The following is a 15,495-nucleotide window of genomic DNA, read 5'->3' as shown; positions in this document are numbered from 1 at the left end:
TATCTGTTCGAATCCGGGGAATCCCACACAGGAACGAAAACGGGGCGTTCGTCGGTGAGAAAACGATCAAAAACGAAAACGAGCGCGTTCGAAACGAGCGTCAAGTCGCCGGTTCGGCGCGTCGTCGACGCTCAGAGGCGGGCGAGGACCGCGGCGGTCACGTCCTCCGTGGAGGCGTCGCCGCCGAGGTCGGGCGTGCGCGGCCCGTCGGCGAGGACGCCCTCGACGGCCGACCGAACGCGGTCGGCCTCCGCTTCGTAGTCGAGGTAGTCGAGCAGCATCGCCGCGGACAGAATCGTCGCCGCGGGGTTGGCGACTCCCTCGCCGGCGATGTCGGGCGCGGAGCCGTGAACCGGTTCGAACAGCGCGGCGTCCGGGCCGATGTTCGCCGAGGGGAGCAGTCCGAGGCCGCCGACGAGGCCGGCGGCGAGGTCCGAGAGCACGTCGCCCGCGAGGTTCGGACAGACGACGGTGTCGAACTGCGTGGGGTCGAGACAGACGCGCGTCGCGAAGGCGTCCATCAGGACCTCCTCGGCCTCGACGCCGCGCTCGTCGGCGACTGAGACCACGGCGTCGCGGAAGCGGCCGTCCGTCTCGCGCATCACGTTCGCCTTGTGGGCGACCTGGAAACTGCCGCCCTCGCCGCCGACGTAGTCGCAGGCGTACTCGGCGAGTCGCTCGGACGCCGAGGTGGTGACGACGCGCGTGAGCGTCGAGAGGTCCTCGGAGAGGCGGTCTTCGTGACCCGAGTAGACGCCTTCGGTGTTCTCGCGGAGGAACACGAGGTCCGTCTCCGGACGGAGCGCGTCGACGCCGGGATAGGCCTTCGCCGGGCGGACGTTGACGAACGAGTCCACCGCGGTTCGAAGGGGCAGGATGACGTCCGCCGCGGTCTCGCCGGCCGCGCCGAACAGCGTCGCGTCCGCCTCGGCGGCGAGGTCGTAGGTCTCCTGCGGGAGCGCCTCGCCCGTGGCTTCCTTGACGTGGTCGCCCGCCTCGGCCTCGACGAACTCGAAGTCGCCGACGGCCTTCAGCACGTCGACCGCCGCCGGGATGACCTCCGCGCCGATGCCGTCGCCGGGGATGACGACGATTTCCTCAGTCATCGACGTAGGGCAGGGCGGCGGCTTTCTCGGCGACCGCGTCGGCGTTCGACTTCATGAGCGCCGTCGTGTCCCAGACGCCCTCGGTGAGCGCCTTCCGCTGTGCGTCGTCGACGGTCACGTCCACGGTGGTGTCGCCGTAGGTGACCGTCTCGTTTTCCACGTCCACGTCGATGTCGGCGTCCGGGTGCTCGTCGACCCAGTCCTGCAGTTCGGTGATGGTGTCGTGGTCGGCGGTGACCGTCGGGATGCCGAGCGCGAGGCAGTTGCCCGCGAAAATCTCGGCGAACGACTCGCCGATGATGGCGTCGATGCCCCAGCGCATGAGCGCCTGCGGGGCGTGCTCCCGAGAGGAGCCACAGCCGAAGTTGGCGTTGACGACCATGATGGCGGCGTCCTGGAACTGCGGCTCGTTCAGCGGGTGGTCCTTGGGTTCGTCGTTCTCGTCGTAGCGCTGGTCGAAGAACGCGAACTCGCCGAGGCCGTCGAACGTGACGACCTTCATGAACCGCGCCGGGATGATCTGGTCCGTGTCGATGTCGTTGCCGCGGATGGGCACGCCGGAGCCGGACGCGGAGTCGATTTCGGGAATCTCGTCGGTCATGCGGTGGTCACCTCCTTCAGTTCGCGCACGTCAGTCACGTGCCCGGTGACGGCCGCGGCGGCGACCATCCGCGGATTCATCAGGACGGTGCGGCCGTCTTTCGACCCCTGCCGACCGATGAAGTTGCGGTTCGACGAGGACGCGGAGGCCTCGTCGCCCTCCAGTTGGTCCTCGTTCATGCCGAGACACATCGAACAGCCCGCCTCGCGCCACTCGAAGCCGGCTTCCGTGAATATCTCGTCGAGGCCCTCCGCCTCCGCGGCGGCCTTGACGCGCTGACTGCCGGGGACGACCATGGCGCGAACGCCGTCCGCGACCTGTCGGCCCTCGACGACGCCCGCCGCGCGGCGGAGGTCGGGCATGCGGGCGTTGGTACACGACCCGAGGAACGCCACGTCGATTTCGTAGCCCTCCATCGTCTCGCCGGGCGTGACGCCCATGTGCTCCTGCGCCATCCGGGCGGTGTCCTGCTTCTCCTCGGGCAGGTCCTCGGGGGCCGGAATCGGCTGGGTGATGCCGACGCCCTGTCCGGGCGTGGTCCCCCACGTGACGACGGGTTCGAGTTCGGAGCCGTCGATGGTGACGACGTCGTCGTACTCGGCGTCCTCGTCGGAGCGGATGGACTCCCAGTACGGCTTGAGTTCGTCGAACCGCTCGGGGTTCTCCTGGAAGTACTCGGTCTCCTTCAGCCAGTCGTAGGTGGTCTCGTCGGGGTTGACGTAGCCCGCGCGAGCGCCGCCCTCGATGGACATGTTACAGATGCTCATCCGGCCTTCCATGTCGAGGTTCTCGATGGCCTCGCCGGCGTACTCGTAGACGTAGCCGACGCCGCCCTCGGTGCCGAGGCGACGGATGATTTCGAGGATGACGTCCTTGGCCTCGACGCCGGGGCCGAGCTCGCCCGTGACCTCGATCTTCCGGACCTTCTTTTTCTCCATCGCGACCGTCTGGGTCGCCAGCACGTCGCGAATCTGGCTCGTCCCGATACCGAACGCGAGCGCGCCGAACGCGCCGTGGGTCGAGGTGTGGCTGTCGCCGCAGACGATTGTCATGCCGGGCTGGGTGAGTCCCTTCTCGGGCCCGATGACGTGGACGATGCCCTGCTCGCCCGACGTCGGGTCCGAGAAGTTGATGCCCGCGTCGCGGACGTTCTGTTCGAGTTCGGCCATCATCTCTTCGGCGGCGTCGTCGCGGAACGGCCGCGACTGGTCCGACGTCGGAACGATGTGGTCGACCGTCGCGTGCGTCCGGTTCGGGTAGGCGACTTCGAGGTCGCGCTCCTGCAACATGCCGAACGCCTGCGGGCTCGTCACCTCGTGGATGAGGTGCAGGCCGCAGAACAGCTGCGTCTGGCCGGTCGGCAGCTCCGAGACCGTGTGTTCCTCCCAGACCTTGTCGTACAGCGTTCCCTCACTCATGTCCGTCACCCGGTACGACGCGGTCGTCGCGGCCGCGTTCCCAGACCTGGTTCGCGCCCTCGCCGTTGCGGGGCGTGTGGTCCACGTCGCCCATCGTCTGCGAGTCGGTGTCGGTGTCCGTCGCCGCGGGCGTCGAGTCGCTCCGTCCGCCGTCGGTGACGGCCGGGCCGCGCTCGTAGACCGTGGTGAACGTCTCGCCCGTATAGGGGTTCGTGTGGCTGATATCTCGCATTCGGTCGGTCGTGTCGTCGCGTGTCATTGGTGTCGTGTTCAGTCGTCCGCCGGCGCTTCGGCTTTCTCCGCGTCCGCCTCGTCTTCCTCGTCGGCCCACGCGAACAGGTCGCGCAGGGGTGCGCCGACCTGCTCGATGTGGTGGTTCTCCTCTGCGTCCTTGAGCTGGGAGTACGACGGCCGGCCCGCCTGGTTCTCCAGAATCCACTCGCGGGCGAAGGTGCCGTCCTGGACCTCCTCCAGAATCTCTTCCATGTTCTCGCGGGCGTGCTCGTCGACGACGCGGTCGCCGCGGGTCAGCCCGCCGAACTCGGCGGTGTCGGAGACGGAGTCCCACATCTCGCCGAGCCCGCCTTCGTACATCAGGTCGACGATGAGCTTCAGTTCGTTCAGACACTCGAAGTAGGCCATCTCGGGGGAGTAGCCCGCGTCGACGAGCGTCTCGTAGCCCTGCTTGACCAGCGAGGTGACGCCGCCGCAGAGGACGGCCTGCTCGCCGAACAGGTCGGTCTCGGTCTCCTCCTGGAACGTCGTCTCGATGACGCCCGCGCGGGTGCAGCCGAGGCCGTGCGCGTAGGCCAGCGCCTCCTCTTTGGCGTCGCCCGTCACGTCCTGATAGACGGCGATGAGACCCGGCGTCCCCTCGTTCGCCTCGTAGTTACGGCGGACGAGGTGGCCCGGCGACTTCGGGGCGACCATCGTCACGTCGACGTCTTCCGGGGGTCGAATCTGGTTGTAGTGGATGTTGAAGCCGTGGGCGAACTGGAGCGTGTCGCCGGCGTCGAGGGAGTCTCGAATCTCCTCGAACACCGCCGGCTGGACGGTGTCGGGGACGAGCACGGAGACGATGTCGCCCTCGGCGGCCGCCGCGGCCGGCTCTTTGACGCGGAGGCCGTCGGCTTCCGCGGCGTCGCGAGACGAGGAGTTCGAGCGGAGGCCGACGACCACGTCGACCCCGCTGTCGGCGAGGTTCTGCGCGTGGGCGTGGCCCTGGCTGCCGTAGCCGATGACGGCTACGGTCTTGTCGTCGATCTGGGAACGGTCGGCGTCGTCGTCGTAGTAGACTTCCGTGGTGAGTTCGGTCATTGGGTGTTGGTGTTCGGTTTGGTTGGTTCGCCGGAGGTTCCGGGTTCCTCTCCGGGAACGGTCTTCTTCGAGCCGTGGGCGAGCGCGGTCTGGCCGGTTCGGGCGATTTCGATGATGCCGAACCGCCGGAACGCGTCGACGGCGTCGTCTATCTTGCGCTCGTCGCCGGAGAGTTGGACCGTGATGGTCTCGGGGCCGGCGTCGAGCGTGCGGCCGTCGTACATCTCCGTGATGGCGTGGACCTTATCGGGGTCCTCCCCGCGGACCTTCAGGAGGACGAGTTCCGCGCGAACGGCGTCGTCGTCCAGCTCGCCGACGGAGATGACGGGCTTGAGCTTCGCGAGCTGTTTTTCTATCTGGTCGATGCCCGGTTCGGGCTCCTCGACGACCATCGTGATGCGGGAGTGGTCCTCGACCGTCGTCGGGCCGACGGTGAGGCTCTCGATGTTGAACTGGCGGCGGGCGGCGAGGCCGGCGACGCGCGAGAGCACGCCGGGTTCGTCCTCGACGATGGCCGAAAAGACCGCGCGCCGTGGTTCGTGTTCCGATTCCGCTTCGGGGTCGATGCGGATGCCCTGCGCGTTGCGGCGGCCGTCGGGGTGTGGCCGCTCGTCGGGCGCGGGGCCCTGCAGTCCTGTCCGATTGTCGCTCATAACTGGTCCTCCGAGAGTGCGAATTTGCCGTTCGCGCCGCCCGAGGAGACCATCGGGTAGACGTTCTCCGCCGGGTCGACGTGGAAGTCGATGACCGAGGGGCCGTCGTACGCGAGCGCTTCCTCGATAGCGTCGGGAACCTCCTCGTAGGAGTCGACGGTCCAGCCGCGCGCGCCGAACGCCTCGGCGAGCTTGTCGAACTGGGGACACCAGTCGTAGCCGGCGGCCATGCGTCGGCCCTCGAAGAAGGCGTCCTGCCACTGGCGGACCATCCCGATGTACTCGTTGTTCAGGATGGCGACGGTGATGTCGAGGTTCTCGCGGACGGCGACCGAAAGCTCCTGAATCGTCATCAGGAACGAGGCGTCGCCGTCGACGCAGACGACCGTCTCGTCGTCGTCGGCCGCGACCCGCGCGCCGATTGCGGCGGGCAGGCCGTAGCCCATCGTGCCGAGCCCGTGAGAGGACACCCACCGCCGCGGCTCGGTGAACGTCCAGTACTGGGCGGCCCACATCTGGTGTTGGCCGACGCCGCTCGTGACGATGGTCTCGTCGGGGGTGGCCTCGTCCAGCGCCTCGACGACGAACTGCGGCTTCAGCGGCTCGTTGTCCGGGGCCGCGTAGTCCATCGGGTACTCGTCTTTCCACGCCAGACACTGTTCGACCCACTCGCGCGCGTCGGGACCCTCGTCCAGTTCGGCGTCGACGCGCTCGATGGCGCGGCCGGCGTCGCCGACGACCGGGTAGTCCGCGTGGACGTTCTTCGAGATTTCCGCCGGGTCGATGTCGATGTGGACGACCTCCGCCTCGGGGGCGAACGTGTCGATACCGCCGGTCAGGCGGTCGTCGAACCGCGTGCCGACCGCGATGAGACAGTCGGTGTGCGTGATGGCCATGTTGGCGTAGCCGGTGCCGTGCATCCCCGCCCACGACAGGCAGAGTTCGTGGTCCTCCGGCATCGCGCCGATTCCTGGCATCGTCGTGACCACCGGAATCCGGTGCTCGGTCGCGAACTGCCGGGCGACCTCGGTCGCGTCGCCCTTGACCACGCCGCCGCCGAACAGCAAGAGCGGTTTCTCGGCGCGCTCGATTGCGCGCGCGGCCGCCTCGACCTGCGAGTCGGCGGGGTCGGTTCGGGCGCGGCACGTCTCGGGCGGCTGTGCCGCCCCCGGCTCGCTGTCGGTCTCGTTGAGCGAGACGTCCTTCGGGAGGTCGACGAGCGTCGGACCGGGGCGGCCCTCGGCGGCGAGCGCGAACGCTTCGCCGACGGTGTCGCCGACGGTGTCGGGCGACGAGGCGAAGTAGTTGTGCTTCGTGATGGGCGCGGTGACGCCCGTGGTGTCGGTCTCCTGGAACGCGTCGGAACCGACCATGTCGGACGGGACCTGCCCCGTGAGCGCGAGCACCGCGTCGGAGTCCATGTTCGCGTCGGCGATGCCGGTCACGAGGTTCGTCGCGCCCGGACCGGACGTGGCGAGACAGACGCCGGGGTCGCCGCGAACGACGCCGTACGCGTCAGCGGCGTGCGCCGCGCCCTGCTCGTGGGCCATCGTCACGTGACGGATGTCCGAGTGGTACAGCGCGTCGTAGATGGGCATTATCGCCCCGCCCTGCACGCCGAAGGCGGTTTCGACGCCGGCGTTTTCGAGGGCGCGGACGACTGACGTCGAACCCGTGGTAACCTCGGTCGGCGTCTCGGTCGAGTCGTCGGCGGCGTCGGTCGCGTCGGGGTCGGTCGTGGCTGCGGTTCGTTCGCTCATGTGTGGGCTCCGTGGTGTGTGGTCGGTCGTCGATACGAGTTGTCTGGTGACTGCGTGTGGTGCTGGTGCGCCATTGTGGGGACTGCGGACGTGTCTGAAAACGGTGCGGATACGCGGGACGGAGAGATGGTGTGGTAGGGGGCTATGCCCCTACAATAATGAGCGACCGAATCGCGCCGACGGCGGCGTCGCTGGCCCCGGCGTCCGGGGTCGAGCGAACCGCGTGTGCGTCGTGCGAGGTCATCGTATGCAACACGTCCGTCCCGTCGATAATAATGCTTTCGCGGCGGGCAACGATTGCACGCCGGTCGGGAGGTCGAACGCGTGCAGGGCGGTCGCCCCGTAGGGCCACAGCCCGGCGCCATCAGGCGCGGACCTCCTCCTCCGTATCGTCCTCGTGGGTGATACCCACGTCGCGGGCGAACACCTCAAGCGTCGCGTCGTCGACGCGTTCTTTCTCCGCGCCGTGGTCTTTGACGCGGCGGGTGACCTCCCGGACCTCGGCGTCCGAGGGGTCGAACCCGATATCTGCGAGGCGTTTGCGTACCGAGTGCGTCCCCGTGTGCTTGCCGAGTACGAACTCGCGGGTCGCGCCGACCATCTCCGGGGTCATGACGCCCGGTTCGAAGGTGTCGGCGTTCTCGATGACGCCGGCGGCGTGGATGCCGCTCTCGTGAGAGAAGGCGTTGCGGCCGACGACCGGCTTGTTCGCCGGGACCGGGATGTCGGACGCCGCCTCGACGACGCGAGCCAGCTCGGTTATCTTCGTCGTGTCGATGCCGGTATCGACGCCGTAGAGGGATTCGGCGGCCATGACGACCTCCTCGTAGGCGGCGTTGCCGGCGCGCTCGCCGATGCCGTTGACCGACACCTGCGCCTGCGCTGCGCCGGCCTCGAAGCCGGCCATCGCGTTCGCCGACGCCAGTCCGAAGTCGTCGTGCGCGTGCACGTCGATTCTCGCGTCGGTGTGTTCTCTGACCGTCGCCACCATGCGGGCGAAGCGAGTCGGCGTCGCCACGCCGCAGGTGTCCGGCAGGTTGATCCAATCGACGCCCGCCTCGGAGACGGCCTCGACGACTTCGATGAGGAAGTCCTCGTCCGTCCGGGTGGCGTCCATCGGCGAGAACATTACTTCAACGCCCGCGTCGCGGACGTGTTCGACACTGCGGACGGCCCGCTCGACGGCTTCCTCTCGGGAAGCGTGCATCGAGTCGGCCAACTGGACGTCGCTGGTGCTCACGAACGTGTGCACCATGTCCACGCCGGAATCCAGCGCGGCTTCGATATCCTTGTCGACGACGCGGGCCAACCCGCACGTCGTCGCGTCCGTCGAAGCAGCGATATCCGCCACTGCCTCGAACTCCGCCTCCGAGTTCACCGGGAACCCGGCCTCGATGACGTGGGTACCCATGTCGTCGAGGGTTTCGGCGATGTCGCGCTTCTCCTCGTAGCTGAACGAGGTTCGCGGTGACTGTTCGCCGTCGCGGAGCGTCGTGTCGAAGATTCGTACGTCTTCGATTTCAGATTGTTGGGCTAATGTGCCCTGGAAGAACTCGACCCGCCGGGGAACCCGACGAATCCTCCGTGTCTTTGTGAGACATCGTGTCAGTCACGTGCCCGAACTCCTATTTAAATGTTTTTCCCCGACAGTATCACGAACGTTCAGAGAGTGTTGCGTGACAACCACTCTCGGGGGTAATCGCAGTACCTAAACGGCCTTATATCATATCATGGCATATATTGACTTGATATGTGCGCTCGCTGTTCGATGGCTCCGGAACGATAATACAACTAAATAGAATTTAGAAACAAAATTTAGTACCCGGTGCGCGCACCGACGACTGGACAAACGTGGATCGAAACGCGACTGTCGTGTGCAACGTGATAACAATGGTCTCTTTGCGTGCTCGGCGGCGGACTCACGCCCCGACCGAACCCTTTTCTCGTCGCTCGACAACCGGGCGGGTATGGGCGATTTCAATCTCAACTTGCAGACGGCCGAAGAACACCTCGACGAGGACGACGCCGAGGGCGACGTGGTCCTCGGCGTCCTCGACGGGTCGACCCCGCCGGAGGAGTGGGTCCAGTCCGTCGCCCGCGGAAACGTCCTCTTTCTCGCCATCGAGGGCGACCTCAACAAACTCGCGTCGGGCTTCGCACGCGACATCAAGGACATGGACGGCCAGTTGATGCACTTCCGGAAGTTCCTCGTGGTCTCCCCGCCCGGCGTGGACATCAACACGGACAGCCTCTGACTGGGCGGCCCGTTTTGCGGTCGTCGCGGCCGACCGGCGGCCGGTGACGAGCAGCACGACAACCGGGTGCATCGGCCGCGGGGAGAGTCCTTATGCGCCGCGAGCCCCACGATACTGACATGCCGATGAAAGGTCGCGGCACGTCCGACCTCCGCGAGATCGACCGATGGGACCACGGCGTCGGCTGGCTCGCACACCCCGACGAGACCATGCAGCGCGCCAGCCACGCCGTCGCCGTCGACGGCGACGTGTGGGTGTTCGACCCCGTCGATGCCCCCGGCGTCGACGACCTGTTCGACGAGTTCGGCGACGTGGCCGGCGTCGTCGTCGGCCTCGACCGGCACAAGCGCGACTCGGCGGCCATCGCCAACCGCCACGAGGCCCCCGTCTACGTCGCCTCGTGGATGACCGGTGTCGCCGACGAACTCGACGCGACCGTCGAGCGCTTCGGGGCCGATCTCGCCGACTCGGGCTTCGAGGCGTTCCGCCTCGTCGACCGCTCTCTCCCGCCGTGGCAAGAAGTCGGCTTCTACCACGACGACTACGACCTGCTCGTCGTCCCCGAGTCGGTCGGCACGGTGGGCTACTTCTGCGCCCGCGGCGAGCACCTCGGCGTCCACCCGATGCTCCGGCCGTTCCCGCCGCGCCGCGTGCTCTCGCGCTACGACCCCGAGCGGCTGCTCGTCGGTCACGGCGCTGGCGTGCCCGTGAACGCGGGTGACGAGCTTCGAACCGCACTCGGAAACGCCCGACGAAACCTCCCGAGCGCCTACGCCCGGGCGTTCACCTCGATGCTCTCAAACTGATGCCCGACGACACTCCCCCAAGCGACGGCGACGAACAGCCCTCCAACATAGAACCGACCGCCGACCCCACCGCTGACAACGCGGGCGAGGAGTCGGAACGACGGCGAGTTCACGTCACGCGAGGACTCGTGGACGTCCTCCTCGAAATGGGCGAAGAGGCCGAGCCGAAGCCCGCGAACGTCGTTCTCGCGCCCACGCCCGCCGGCGAGTTCGACGAGGACCTCGGGCTCGACCCGGAGACGCCGGTTCTCACCCACTTCTACATGTCCGAAGCCGGCCAGTCCGTGAGCGCCGTCTTCGGCATGGACCTCGGAACGCCCGCCGGGCGCGGCCGCGCCCGCTTTCTCACCCATCCGCAGGGTCCGTTCGAGCTCACGGAGCGCGACGACCTCGCGGCCGTGGTGCTCCTCGCCGTCCCCCCGTGGGAGCGGCGGACGCTCGCCGCCTTCGACCGCGCCGGACGGAAGTTGGAACTCGTCGTGCTCGACGCCGAACCGCCGCAGGAAGAACTCGACTGACCCGACCGTGCCCGGCTGACTACCGCAGGTAGCCGAGGTCGGTCAGCTGTTCCGCTATCTCTTGGAACTCCGACTCGGAGAGGTCCCCACCGGAGCGCTCGTGTTGGATGACGATGCTGCGCAGGAGGAACCGAACGAGGTCGCTCGTGCTCGAAAAGGTGGTTCCCTCGATGGTGTCGTCGACGCGAGCGGCCAACTCCTTCGGGATCGAGACCGTCGTGTACTCGGTCATGGCTCGACCGTGGCACCGGGCGGGGTTAACCCCAACGGTGGCGACTGCGACCGTCCGTCCGGTTTCCCGGCGCTCACCGGCGATGTCCCCGAAGGTCGGGGGTTTTTCCATTCGGGACATCGTATACACGTTCGATGGCCGCGAGACCGCCGCAGAACGATACGTCGGAGCCGAACTCAATCGAATTCGGTATCGCCGCGCTCGCCGATGATGTCGACACCGCAGACATCGACTACCCGGCAGACGCAAGCGAGATCGTGCGAGCACTCGACGACGTCGCCGTCCCGATTGACGCCGCGGGCAATACGGTCGCGATAAGCGACGCCCTCGCCGCCGCGCCGAAAGACCGATTCGACTCTCGCCGCGACCTCTTGGAGACGCTCCACCCGGTGTTCGAGGAGTTTCGCGCCAACGCGTCAAAGAGCCTGATGGGTCGGCTTCGTTCGCTCGTCCCGTTCTGAAGGCGGTCTCGGTCGGTTCACCCGGTCCCGACAGCCGGCGCGGGCTGACGCTCACTCCAGTTCTTCGATGCGCTTCATCTGCTCGCGATGCAACGACAGGATGAGGTCCGACAGCACGCCGAACATCAGCAGCTGCACCCCGAAGAGGATTCCCGCCATGGACACGACGGCGATGACCTCGTGGGAGACCGAGCGAACGACCCACTCGTAGGCGACGTAGAGGGCGAGACCGACCCCGGTCGCAGTCGACGCGAACCCGACGCTTCCGAAGTAGAAAAGCGGGTTGTTGGTCTTGGCGCGGCGGTACAGTTCGAGAAAGATGATCCCGCCGTCCCGGATCGGGTCGAGGTTCGTGTCCGAGCCGTCCGGCCGCGGGTAGTAGGTCGTGGGGACCACCGTCGTCTTGATATCTCGCTTCGCGCACTCGACGGCCATCTCCGTCTCGATGCCGAAGCCGTCGGAAGTGAGCGTCATGTCGAGAAACGACTCGCGAGTGAACGCCCGGTAGCCGCTGAGGATATCGCGGAAGTCCTGTCCGTGAATGAACGCGAACGCCCGGTTGATGATGCGGTTTCCAACCCTGTTGAGCCGCGTCATCGCGCCCGACCGCATGTCGGCAAACCGGTCGCCGATGACGTGGTCGTACCCCTCGGTGAGCGGGTCGAGCATCTTGGTGGCGTCCGTCGCTTCGTAGGTCCCGTCGCCGTCGAGCATCAGGACGTACTCGGCTGTGACGTGGTCTTCGACGGCTTCTCTGACTGCTTGGCCTTTCCCCGACCCCGACTGGACGACGACATGAGCACCGGCGTCTTCGGCGAGTTCCCGTGTCCCATCTGTGGACTCACCGTCGATGACGAGGACGTTTGTGAATCCCTCGTCCCGGTAGTCTGAGACGACATCAGCGATTGTTTCCGCCTCGTTATAGGTGGGGATGAGGATACAGACGGCGTCGGGGGTGGGCATTGTTACAGTGGTGGTTGAGGACTTCTCAAAAGGGTTTTCTCTTTACTATCACGAGCACGACTTAGTCGCGAACCTGATGAGTCATTCTCTGTCGAGCACGCTACGTCTGTGGCAGTTGACGTTGTGTGAGATGACGCCGCAATACGTAGTATTCTCACGACCATGAGAACTCCTGTTTCATCTCCAAACTGTGCCTATTCGTGCCACCCCGTCCACTGGGTCCGAAAAAGAGGGTGCTTGGTGACTACTGTTCACGAGGGCAGGACGGACCCATAGTTACTTTCGATATCTCGTGTGAGGGATGCAACTGTTTGGTACTCATACACCCGCACATTTCTTCCTGGGTCTCCACACGTATGTTGTTTTTAACTGTCTCCGACTCACCCCGGTACACCCTCCGATATCAGGGGTGTACACGCCTGTCTGTTTTCCGCAAGGATGTAGGGAAGATGACGCGATGGAGGTGTAGAATTGGCACGGATATCTTGGTGACCACCCTCACCACACTACGAACAGATTCGCGTGATTCCGTGTCGTAGCGTCGTCTCGACTGTGTTTTTGCGTTTCCACTAGCCACATACTCGTCGACGCGCTCGCTGTTTTTTGAGTCGCAACGTTTGTCTTTTCTCCCGAATCGCCAGTACACATCAGCCTACAGTGGGTGTATTGCCTGTTTTTTGTTTTCGTCGAATAGACTGATCTCACATATCGTCGGTGCCCCACACTCACTTCGCCGACTCAATGCTCACCGACTCAACAATCGTCTACTCCCTATATTCCCGATGCTGATGGCCTGCATCACTAGTTTGTTCCACCCGAATCGTAGGTTCAATTCGGTGGTGCTCACACAATCCGTGTTCTCAGTAATTCAGAGTAAACAGTACAACAAAACGAAGGTGTCCTTCCGGGAGAATATATGGCTGTACTCCAGTCTGATTTGTAACTCGTGAGAGACGTGGAAACGCCGAGTTGTAATTCGAAGAGCGGTCAGCAGTGGCGGAAGACCCGTGTTATTTTTATCGCCCTCGTTCAACCGGGGGGTATGCGCACTCTCGCTCGCCGTCTGGCGAAAGGGACGATGTTCCTTTTTTCGCTGACGGGGATTCCGTATCTGCTCTACGGATTGCTCTACTACGTGGTTGGTCCGGAGGGGTCTCCAGCGGACAAGCAGGACGCGGAACCGACAGTCAGCATCGTTCTGCCGACGTACAACGAAGAACGAATCATCGAAAACAAACTCGACGACATCTACGCACTCGACTATCCGATGGAGAAAGTCGAAGTCGTCATCGTGGATTCGAGTGACGACTCGACGCGAGACATCATCCGTGACTGGTTCGAGCGTCGCGACGCGCCGACGCTGACCCTCATCGAAGAAGACGAGCGACGCGGCCTCGCGCCCGCGCTCAACGACGCATACGCCGCGGCGAAACACGAGATGGTGGTCAAGACCGACTGCGACTCGAAAGTCGCACCCGATGCACTCCGTGTCGCCGCCGCCAACCTCGCCGACCCCAACGTCGGCGCGGTCACTGGGCGAAACGCGGACGTTCTCGGTGGCAGCGGCGTCGAAGAAGGCTACCGCGGAATCCAAGCGACCATCCAAACGCTCGAATCACACCTCGACTCGACGCTCATCTTCCACGGGCCGTTTTCCGCGTTCGAAAACGACGAAATCGTCCCCATCGACCCGGACTCCATCGCTGACGACACCGAACTGGCACTGTTGATTCGTCGGAACGGCAAGCGCGTCGTCTTCGACCCCGACATCCGCTACAAGGAGGCGTCGCACTCGGCGTTCTCGAAACGGCGAACGCAGAAAGACCGCCGTGCGATGGGCTTGATTCGACTCCTCGCCCAGCACCGCGACGCACTGGGTCGGTACGGCATGTACGGGTCCGTCGTTCTCCCGTTCAACTGGTGGTTTATGGTCGTCTCGCCGTGGCTGCTCGCCACTGGAATCGCGCTGACGACGCTTGTCGGCCTCCTCCTCGCTGGACCGTTCGGGCTGGCCGTTCCCGTTGCGCTCGGGGCGTTCACGTTCCTCGGCTCCCGTGACCGACTGGGGTCGCTTCAACCACTGTATGCGCTCTTCGACACGCAGGTTTCGCTGTTCTTCGCAGCCGTGAAACTCCTCCGCGGCGAGGGGTCTGCCATCTGGGAAGTCGACGAAGAACTGCGAGACCAGTACGAATGAAGATACTGCAGGTGGTGCCGCGGTATCCGCCACAGCAAGGTGGGGTCGAAACCCACGTCTGCGAGATTTCGGAACGCCTCGTCGACCGCGGGCACGAGGTTACTGTCCTCACGGCTGACGCTGGCGAAGAGGGATTTCGACGCGAGCGGCGCAACGGCGTCCGCATTAAGCGCTACCGCGGGGTCGCACCGGACGGAGCCATGCACGTTTGCCCGCAGATTACGTGGGCAGTTCGGAACGCGGACGCCGATATCGTGCACGCACACAACTATCACTCGTTCCCACTCTTCTTCGCGGCGCTCGGTGTTGGTGACCGACGGTTCGTCGTGACGCCGCACTACCACGGCGGCAGTGCGAGTTCGGTTCGGGATAAACTACTGTCGCTGTACAGACCGTTCGGCAGGTGGGCAGTCAGACACGCCGACGCCGTCGTCGCCGTCAGCGAGTGGGAACGCGACCAGTTGGCGAACGACTTCGATGTCGATGCGACGGTGATTCCGAACGGCCTCGACGTCGAGCGGTTTGCGTCGGCCACGCCACTCGAACGCGAGCGACCGTATCTCCTCACAGTCGGGCGATTAGAGGAGTACAAAGGAATCCAGCACGTGATTCGCGCGATGAGCGAACTTCCCGAATTCGACCTGCTCGTCGCTGGAAGCGGACCGTATCGAGAGGAGTTGGAACGAATCGCACGATGCGCTGGTGTTGAACACCGAGTTGAGTTTCTCGGATACGTAGATGACGACGAACTCCCCCGGCTCTACGCCGGTGCCGACGTCTACGTGACGATGAGCGAGTTCGAGGCGTACGGGATGACGGTGGCAGAGGCGTTGGCGGCAGGAACGCCGTGTGTGGTTCGGGAAGCGGGGGCGTTAGTCGACTGGGCAAGAAGAGATGGAAGTCTTGCGGTTCAAGGTGCCAGGTCCTCGGAGATAGTCAACGCAGTCCACTCCTTGAACCACGTTGATGTCGATGTTGATCTTGGCATTACGTGGAGCGAAGTGGCCGAGTTCACTCAAAAAATATATCAAAATTGAGAGTTCAACCATCGCTTTGTCTCATGAGGTAAATTCTCAGTGAACACGCCGTCCTTAACGTCAGATAGTAATTGGCAGATATATTCAATCAGAGCGTTACTTGATTATGTTCTGATATATTTTGTGACTGGCAATTAGTTATCGATTTTGATTAAAGGGGTAACACCTTAT

The 15,495-nt window shown here is 64.7% G+C and carries 16 protein-coding genes; 6 read left to right on the top strand and 10 right to left on the bottom strand.

The features are described 5' to 3' along the window. Positions 1–131: 131 nt before the first annotated feature. The 8 genes from leuB to BN996_RS07200 all read right to left on the bottom strand — a co-directional run bounded on the left by leuB (position 132) and on the right by BN996_RS07200 (position 8,464). Entirely contained in the window at positions 132–1,106 is a 975-nt protein-coding gene (leuB, locus tag BN996_RS07235; RefSeq protein WP_089777871.1) for a 3-isopropylmalate dehydrogenase, read from the bottom strand. After that, positions 1,099–1,707: a 3-isopropylmalate dehydratase small subunit gene (gene leuD / locus BN996_RS07230; protein ID WP_089777870.1), complete on the bottom strand. Its 609-nt coding sequence runs from the start codon at positions 1,705–1,707 to the stop codon at positions 1,099–1,101. Before leuD ends, leuB begins: the two co-directional genes overlap by 8 nt. Further along, positions 1,704–3,125, bottom strand: a complete 1,422-nt coding sequence (gene leuC / locus BN996_RS07225) for a 3-isopropylmalate dehydratase large subunit (protein ID WP_089777868.1) — start codon at positions 3,123–3,125, stop codon at positions 1,704–1,706. Before leuC ends, leuD begins: the two co-directional genes overlap by 4 nt. After that, the gene (locus BN996_RS07220; protein WP_089777866.1) at positions 3,118–3,384 is read right to left on the bottom strand and encodes a DUF7989 family protein; all 267 of its coding nucleotides are present in this window, start codon (positions 3,382–3,384) and stop codon (positions 3,118–3,120) included. The genes leuC and BN996_RS07220 overlap by 8 nt, the downstream gene beginning before the upstream one ends. 11 nt (positions 3,385–3,395) lie before the next feature. Then, positions 3,396–4,442, bottom strand: coding sequence for a ketol-acid reductoisomerase (ilvC, locus tag BN996_RS07215; RefSeq protein ID WP_089777864.1), 1,047 nt, complete (start codon positions 4,440–4,442; stop codon positions 3,396–3,398). Further along, entirely contained in the window at positions 4,439–5,095 is a 657-nt protein-coding gene (gene ilvN / locus BN996_RS07210; RefSeq protein WP_004970764.1) for an acetolactate synthase small subunit, read from the bottom strand. Before ilvN ends, ilvC begins: the two co-directional genes overlap by 4 nt. Beyond that, the gene (gene ilvB / locus BN996_RS07205; protein ID WP_089777862.1) at positions 5,092–6,855 is read right to left on the bottom strand and encodes a biosynthetic-type acetolactate synthase large subunit; all 1,764 of its coding nucleotides are present in this window, start codon (positions 6,853–6,855) and stop codon (positions 5,092–5,094) included. The genes ilvN and ilvB overlap by 4 nt, the downstream gene beginning before the upstream one ends. A gap of 364 nt (positions 6,856–7,219) precedes the next feature. Beyond that, complete coding sequence (locus BN996_RS07200) at positions 7,220–8,464, bottom strand: LeuA family protein (RefSeq protein ID WP_226908746.1); 1,245 nt, start codon at positions 8,462–8,464, stop codon at positions 7,220–7,222. A 358-nt stretch (positions 8,465–8,822) separates the two neighbouring features. Here BN996_RS07200 and BN996_RS07195 point away from each other — a divergent pair, with 358 nt between their 5' ends. The 3 genes from BN996_RS07195 (at position 8,823) to BN996_RS07185 (ending at position 10,434) form a co-directional block, all read left to right on the top strand. Further along, positions 8,823–9,110 carry a DUF5779 family protein gene (locus tag BN996_RS07195; protein WP_042663827.1) on the top strand — a complete coding sequence of 96 codons (288 nt, stop codon included), beginning with the start codon at positions 8,823–8,825 and terminating at the stop codon, positions 9,108–9,110. Positions 9,111–9,229: 119 nt separating this feature from the next. Further along, positions 9,230–9,916 carry a hypothetical protein gene (locus BN996_RS07190; RefSeq protein ID WP_042663835.1) on the top strand — a complete coding sequence of 229 codons (687 nt, stop codon included), beginning with the start codon at positions 9,230–9,232 and terminating at the stop codon, positions 9,914–9,916. Continuing rightward, complete coding sequence (locus BN996_RS07185; protein WP_089777860.1) at positions 9,916–10,434, top strand: JAB/MPN domain protein-containing protein; 519 nt, start codon at positions 9,916–9,918, stop codon at positions 10,432–10,434. Before BN996_RS07190 ends, BN996_RS07185 begins: the two co-directional genes overlap by 1 nt. Positions 10,435–10,453: 19 nt before the next feature. On the opposite strand, the gene BN996_RS07180 is transcribed toward BN996_RS07185, so the two are convergent. After that, the gene (locus BN996_RS07180; protein ID WP_042663834.1) at positions 10,454–10,666 is read right to left on the bottom strand and encodes a ribbon-helix-helix domain-containing protein; all 213 of its coding nucleotides are present in this window, start codon (positions 10,664–10,666) and stop codon (positions 10,454–10,456) included. A 134-nt stretch (positions 10,667–10,800) separates the two neighbouring features. Between BN996_RS07180 and BN996_RS07175 the strand changes: the two genes are divergently transcribed. After that, complete coding sequence (locus tag BN996_RS07175) at positions 10,801–11,127, top strand: DUF5789 family protein (RefSeq protein WP_089777858.1); 327 nt, start codon at positions 10,801–10,803, stop codon at positions 11,125–11,127. A gap of 51 nt (positions 11,128–11,178) precedes the next feature. Here the strand turns inward: BN996_RS07175 and aglJ are convergent, their stop codons facing one another. Next, complete coding sequence (gene aglJ, locus BN996_RS07170) at positions 11,179–12,090, bottom strand: S-layer glycoprotein N-glycosyltransferase AglJ (protein WP_089777856.1); 912 nt, start codon at positions 12,088–12,090, stop codon at positions 11,179–11,181. Between the two features lie 1,042 nt (positions 12,091–13,132). Here aglJ and BN996_RS07165 point away from each other — a divergent pair. Both BN996_RS07165 and BN996_RS07160 read left to right on the top strand, forming a co-directional pair. Beyond that, positions 13,133–14,287: a glycosyltransferase gene (locus tag BN996_RS07165; protein WP_089777854.1), complete on the top strand. Its 1,155-nt coding sequence runs from the start codon at positions 13,133–13,135 to the stop codon at positions 14,285–14,287. Beyond that, complete coding sequence (locus BN996_RS07160; RefSeq protein ID WP_089777853.1) at positions 14,284–15,324, top strand: glycosyltransferase family 4 protein; 1,041 nt, start codon at positions 14,284–14,286, stop codon at positions 15,322–15,324. Before BN996_RS07165 ends, BN996_RS07160 begins: the two co-directional genes overlap by 4 nt. Positions 15,325–15,495: the final 171 nt, after the last annotated feature.

The organism is Haloferax massiliensis, from assembly GCF_001368915.1.
Taxonomy (GTDB): Archaea; Halobacteriota; Halobacteria; order Halobacteriales; family Haloferacaceae; genus Haloferax; species Haloferax massiliensis.
This window is presented reverse-complemented; position numbering and strand designations above follow the sequence as displayed.

What these genes read in the sequence shown, in the direction of transcription:
- leuB (WP_089777871.1), bottom strand. Translation starts at nt 1,106, where the DNA reads ATGACTGAGGAAATCGTCGTCATCCCCGGCGACGGCATCGGCGCGGAG.
- BN996_RS07180 (WP_042663834.1), bottom strand. Translation starts at nt 10,666, where the DNA reads ATGACCGAGTACACGACGGTCTCGATCCCGAAGGAGTTGGCCGCTCGC.
- BN996_RS07220 (WP_089777866.1), bottom strand. Translation starts at nt 3,384, where the DNA reads ATGACACGCGACGACACGACCGACCGAATGCGAGATATCAGCCACACG.
- leuD (WP_089777870.1), bottom strand. Translation starts at nt 1,707, where the DNA reads ATGACCGACGAGATTCCCGAAATCGACTCCGCGTCCGGCTCCGGCGTG.
- BN996_RS07185 (WP_089777860.1), top strand. Translation starts at nt 9,916, where the DNA reads ATGCCCGACGACACTCCCCCAAGCGACGGCGACGAACAGCCCTCCAAC.
- BN996_RS07175 (WP_089777858.1), top strand. Translation starts at nt 10,801, where the DNA reads ATGGCCGCGAGACCGCCGCAGAACGATACGTCGGAGCCGAACTCAATC.
- ilvC (WP_089777864.1), bottom strand. Translation starts at nt 4,442, where the DNA reads ATGACCGAACTCACCACGGAAGTCTACTACGACGACGACGCCGACCGT.
- aglJ (WP_089777856.1), bottom strand. Translation starts at nt 12,090, where the DNA reads ATGCCCACCCCCGACGCCGTCTGTATCCTCATCCCCACCTATAACGAG.
- ilvB (WP_089777862.1), bottom strand. Translation starts at nt 6,855, where the DNA reads ATGAGCGAACGAACCGCAGCCACGACCGACCCCGACGCGACCGACGCC.
- leuC (WP_089777868.1), bottom strand. Translation starts at nt 3,125, where the DNA reads ATGAGTGAGGGAACGCTGTACGACAAGGTCTGGGAGGAACACACGGTC.
- BN996_RS07160 (WP_089777853.1), top strand. Translation starts at nt 14,284, where the DNA reads ATGAAGATACTGCAGGTGGTGCCGCGGTATCCGCCACAGCAAGGTGGG.
- BN996_RS07165 (WP_089777854.1), top strand. Translation starts at nt 13,133, where the DNA reads ATGCGCACTCTCGCTCGCCGTCTGGCGAAAGGGACGATGTTCCTTTTT.
- BN996_RS07195 (WP_042663827.1), top strand. Translation starts at nt 8,823, where the DNA reads ATGGGCGATTTCAATCTCAACTTGCAGACGGCCGAAGAACACCTCGAC.
- BN996_RS07190 (WP_042663835.1), top strand. Translation starts at nt 9,230, where the DNA reads ATGCCGATGAAAGGTCGCGGCACGTCCGACCTCCGCGAGATCGACCGA.
- ilvN (WP_004970764.1), bottom strand. Translation starts at nt 5,095, where the DNA reads ATGAGCGACAATCGGACAGGACTGCAGGGCCCCGCGCCCGACGAGCGG.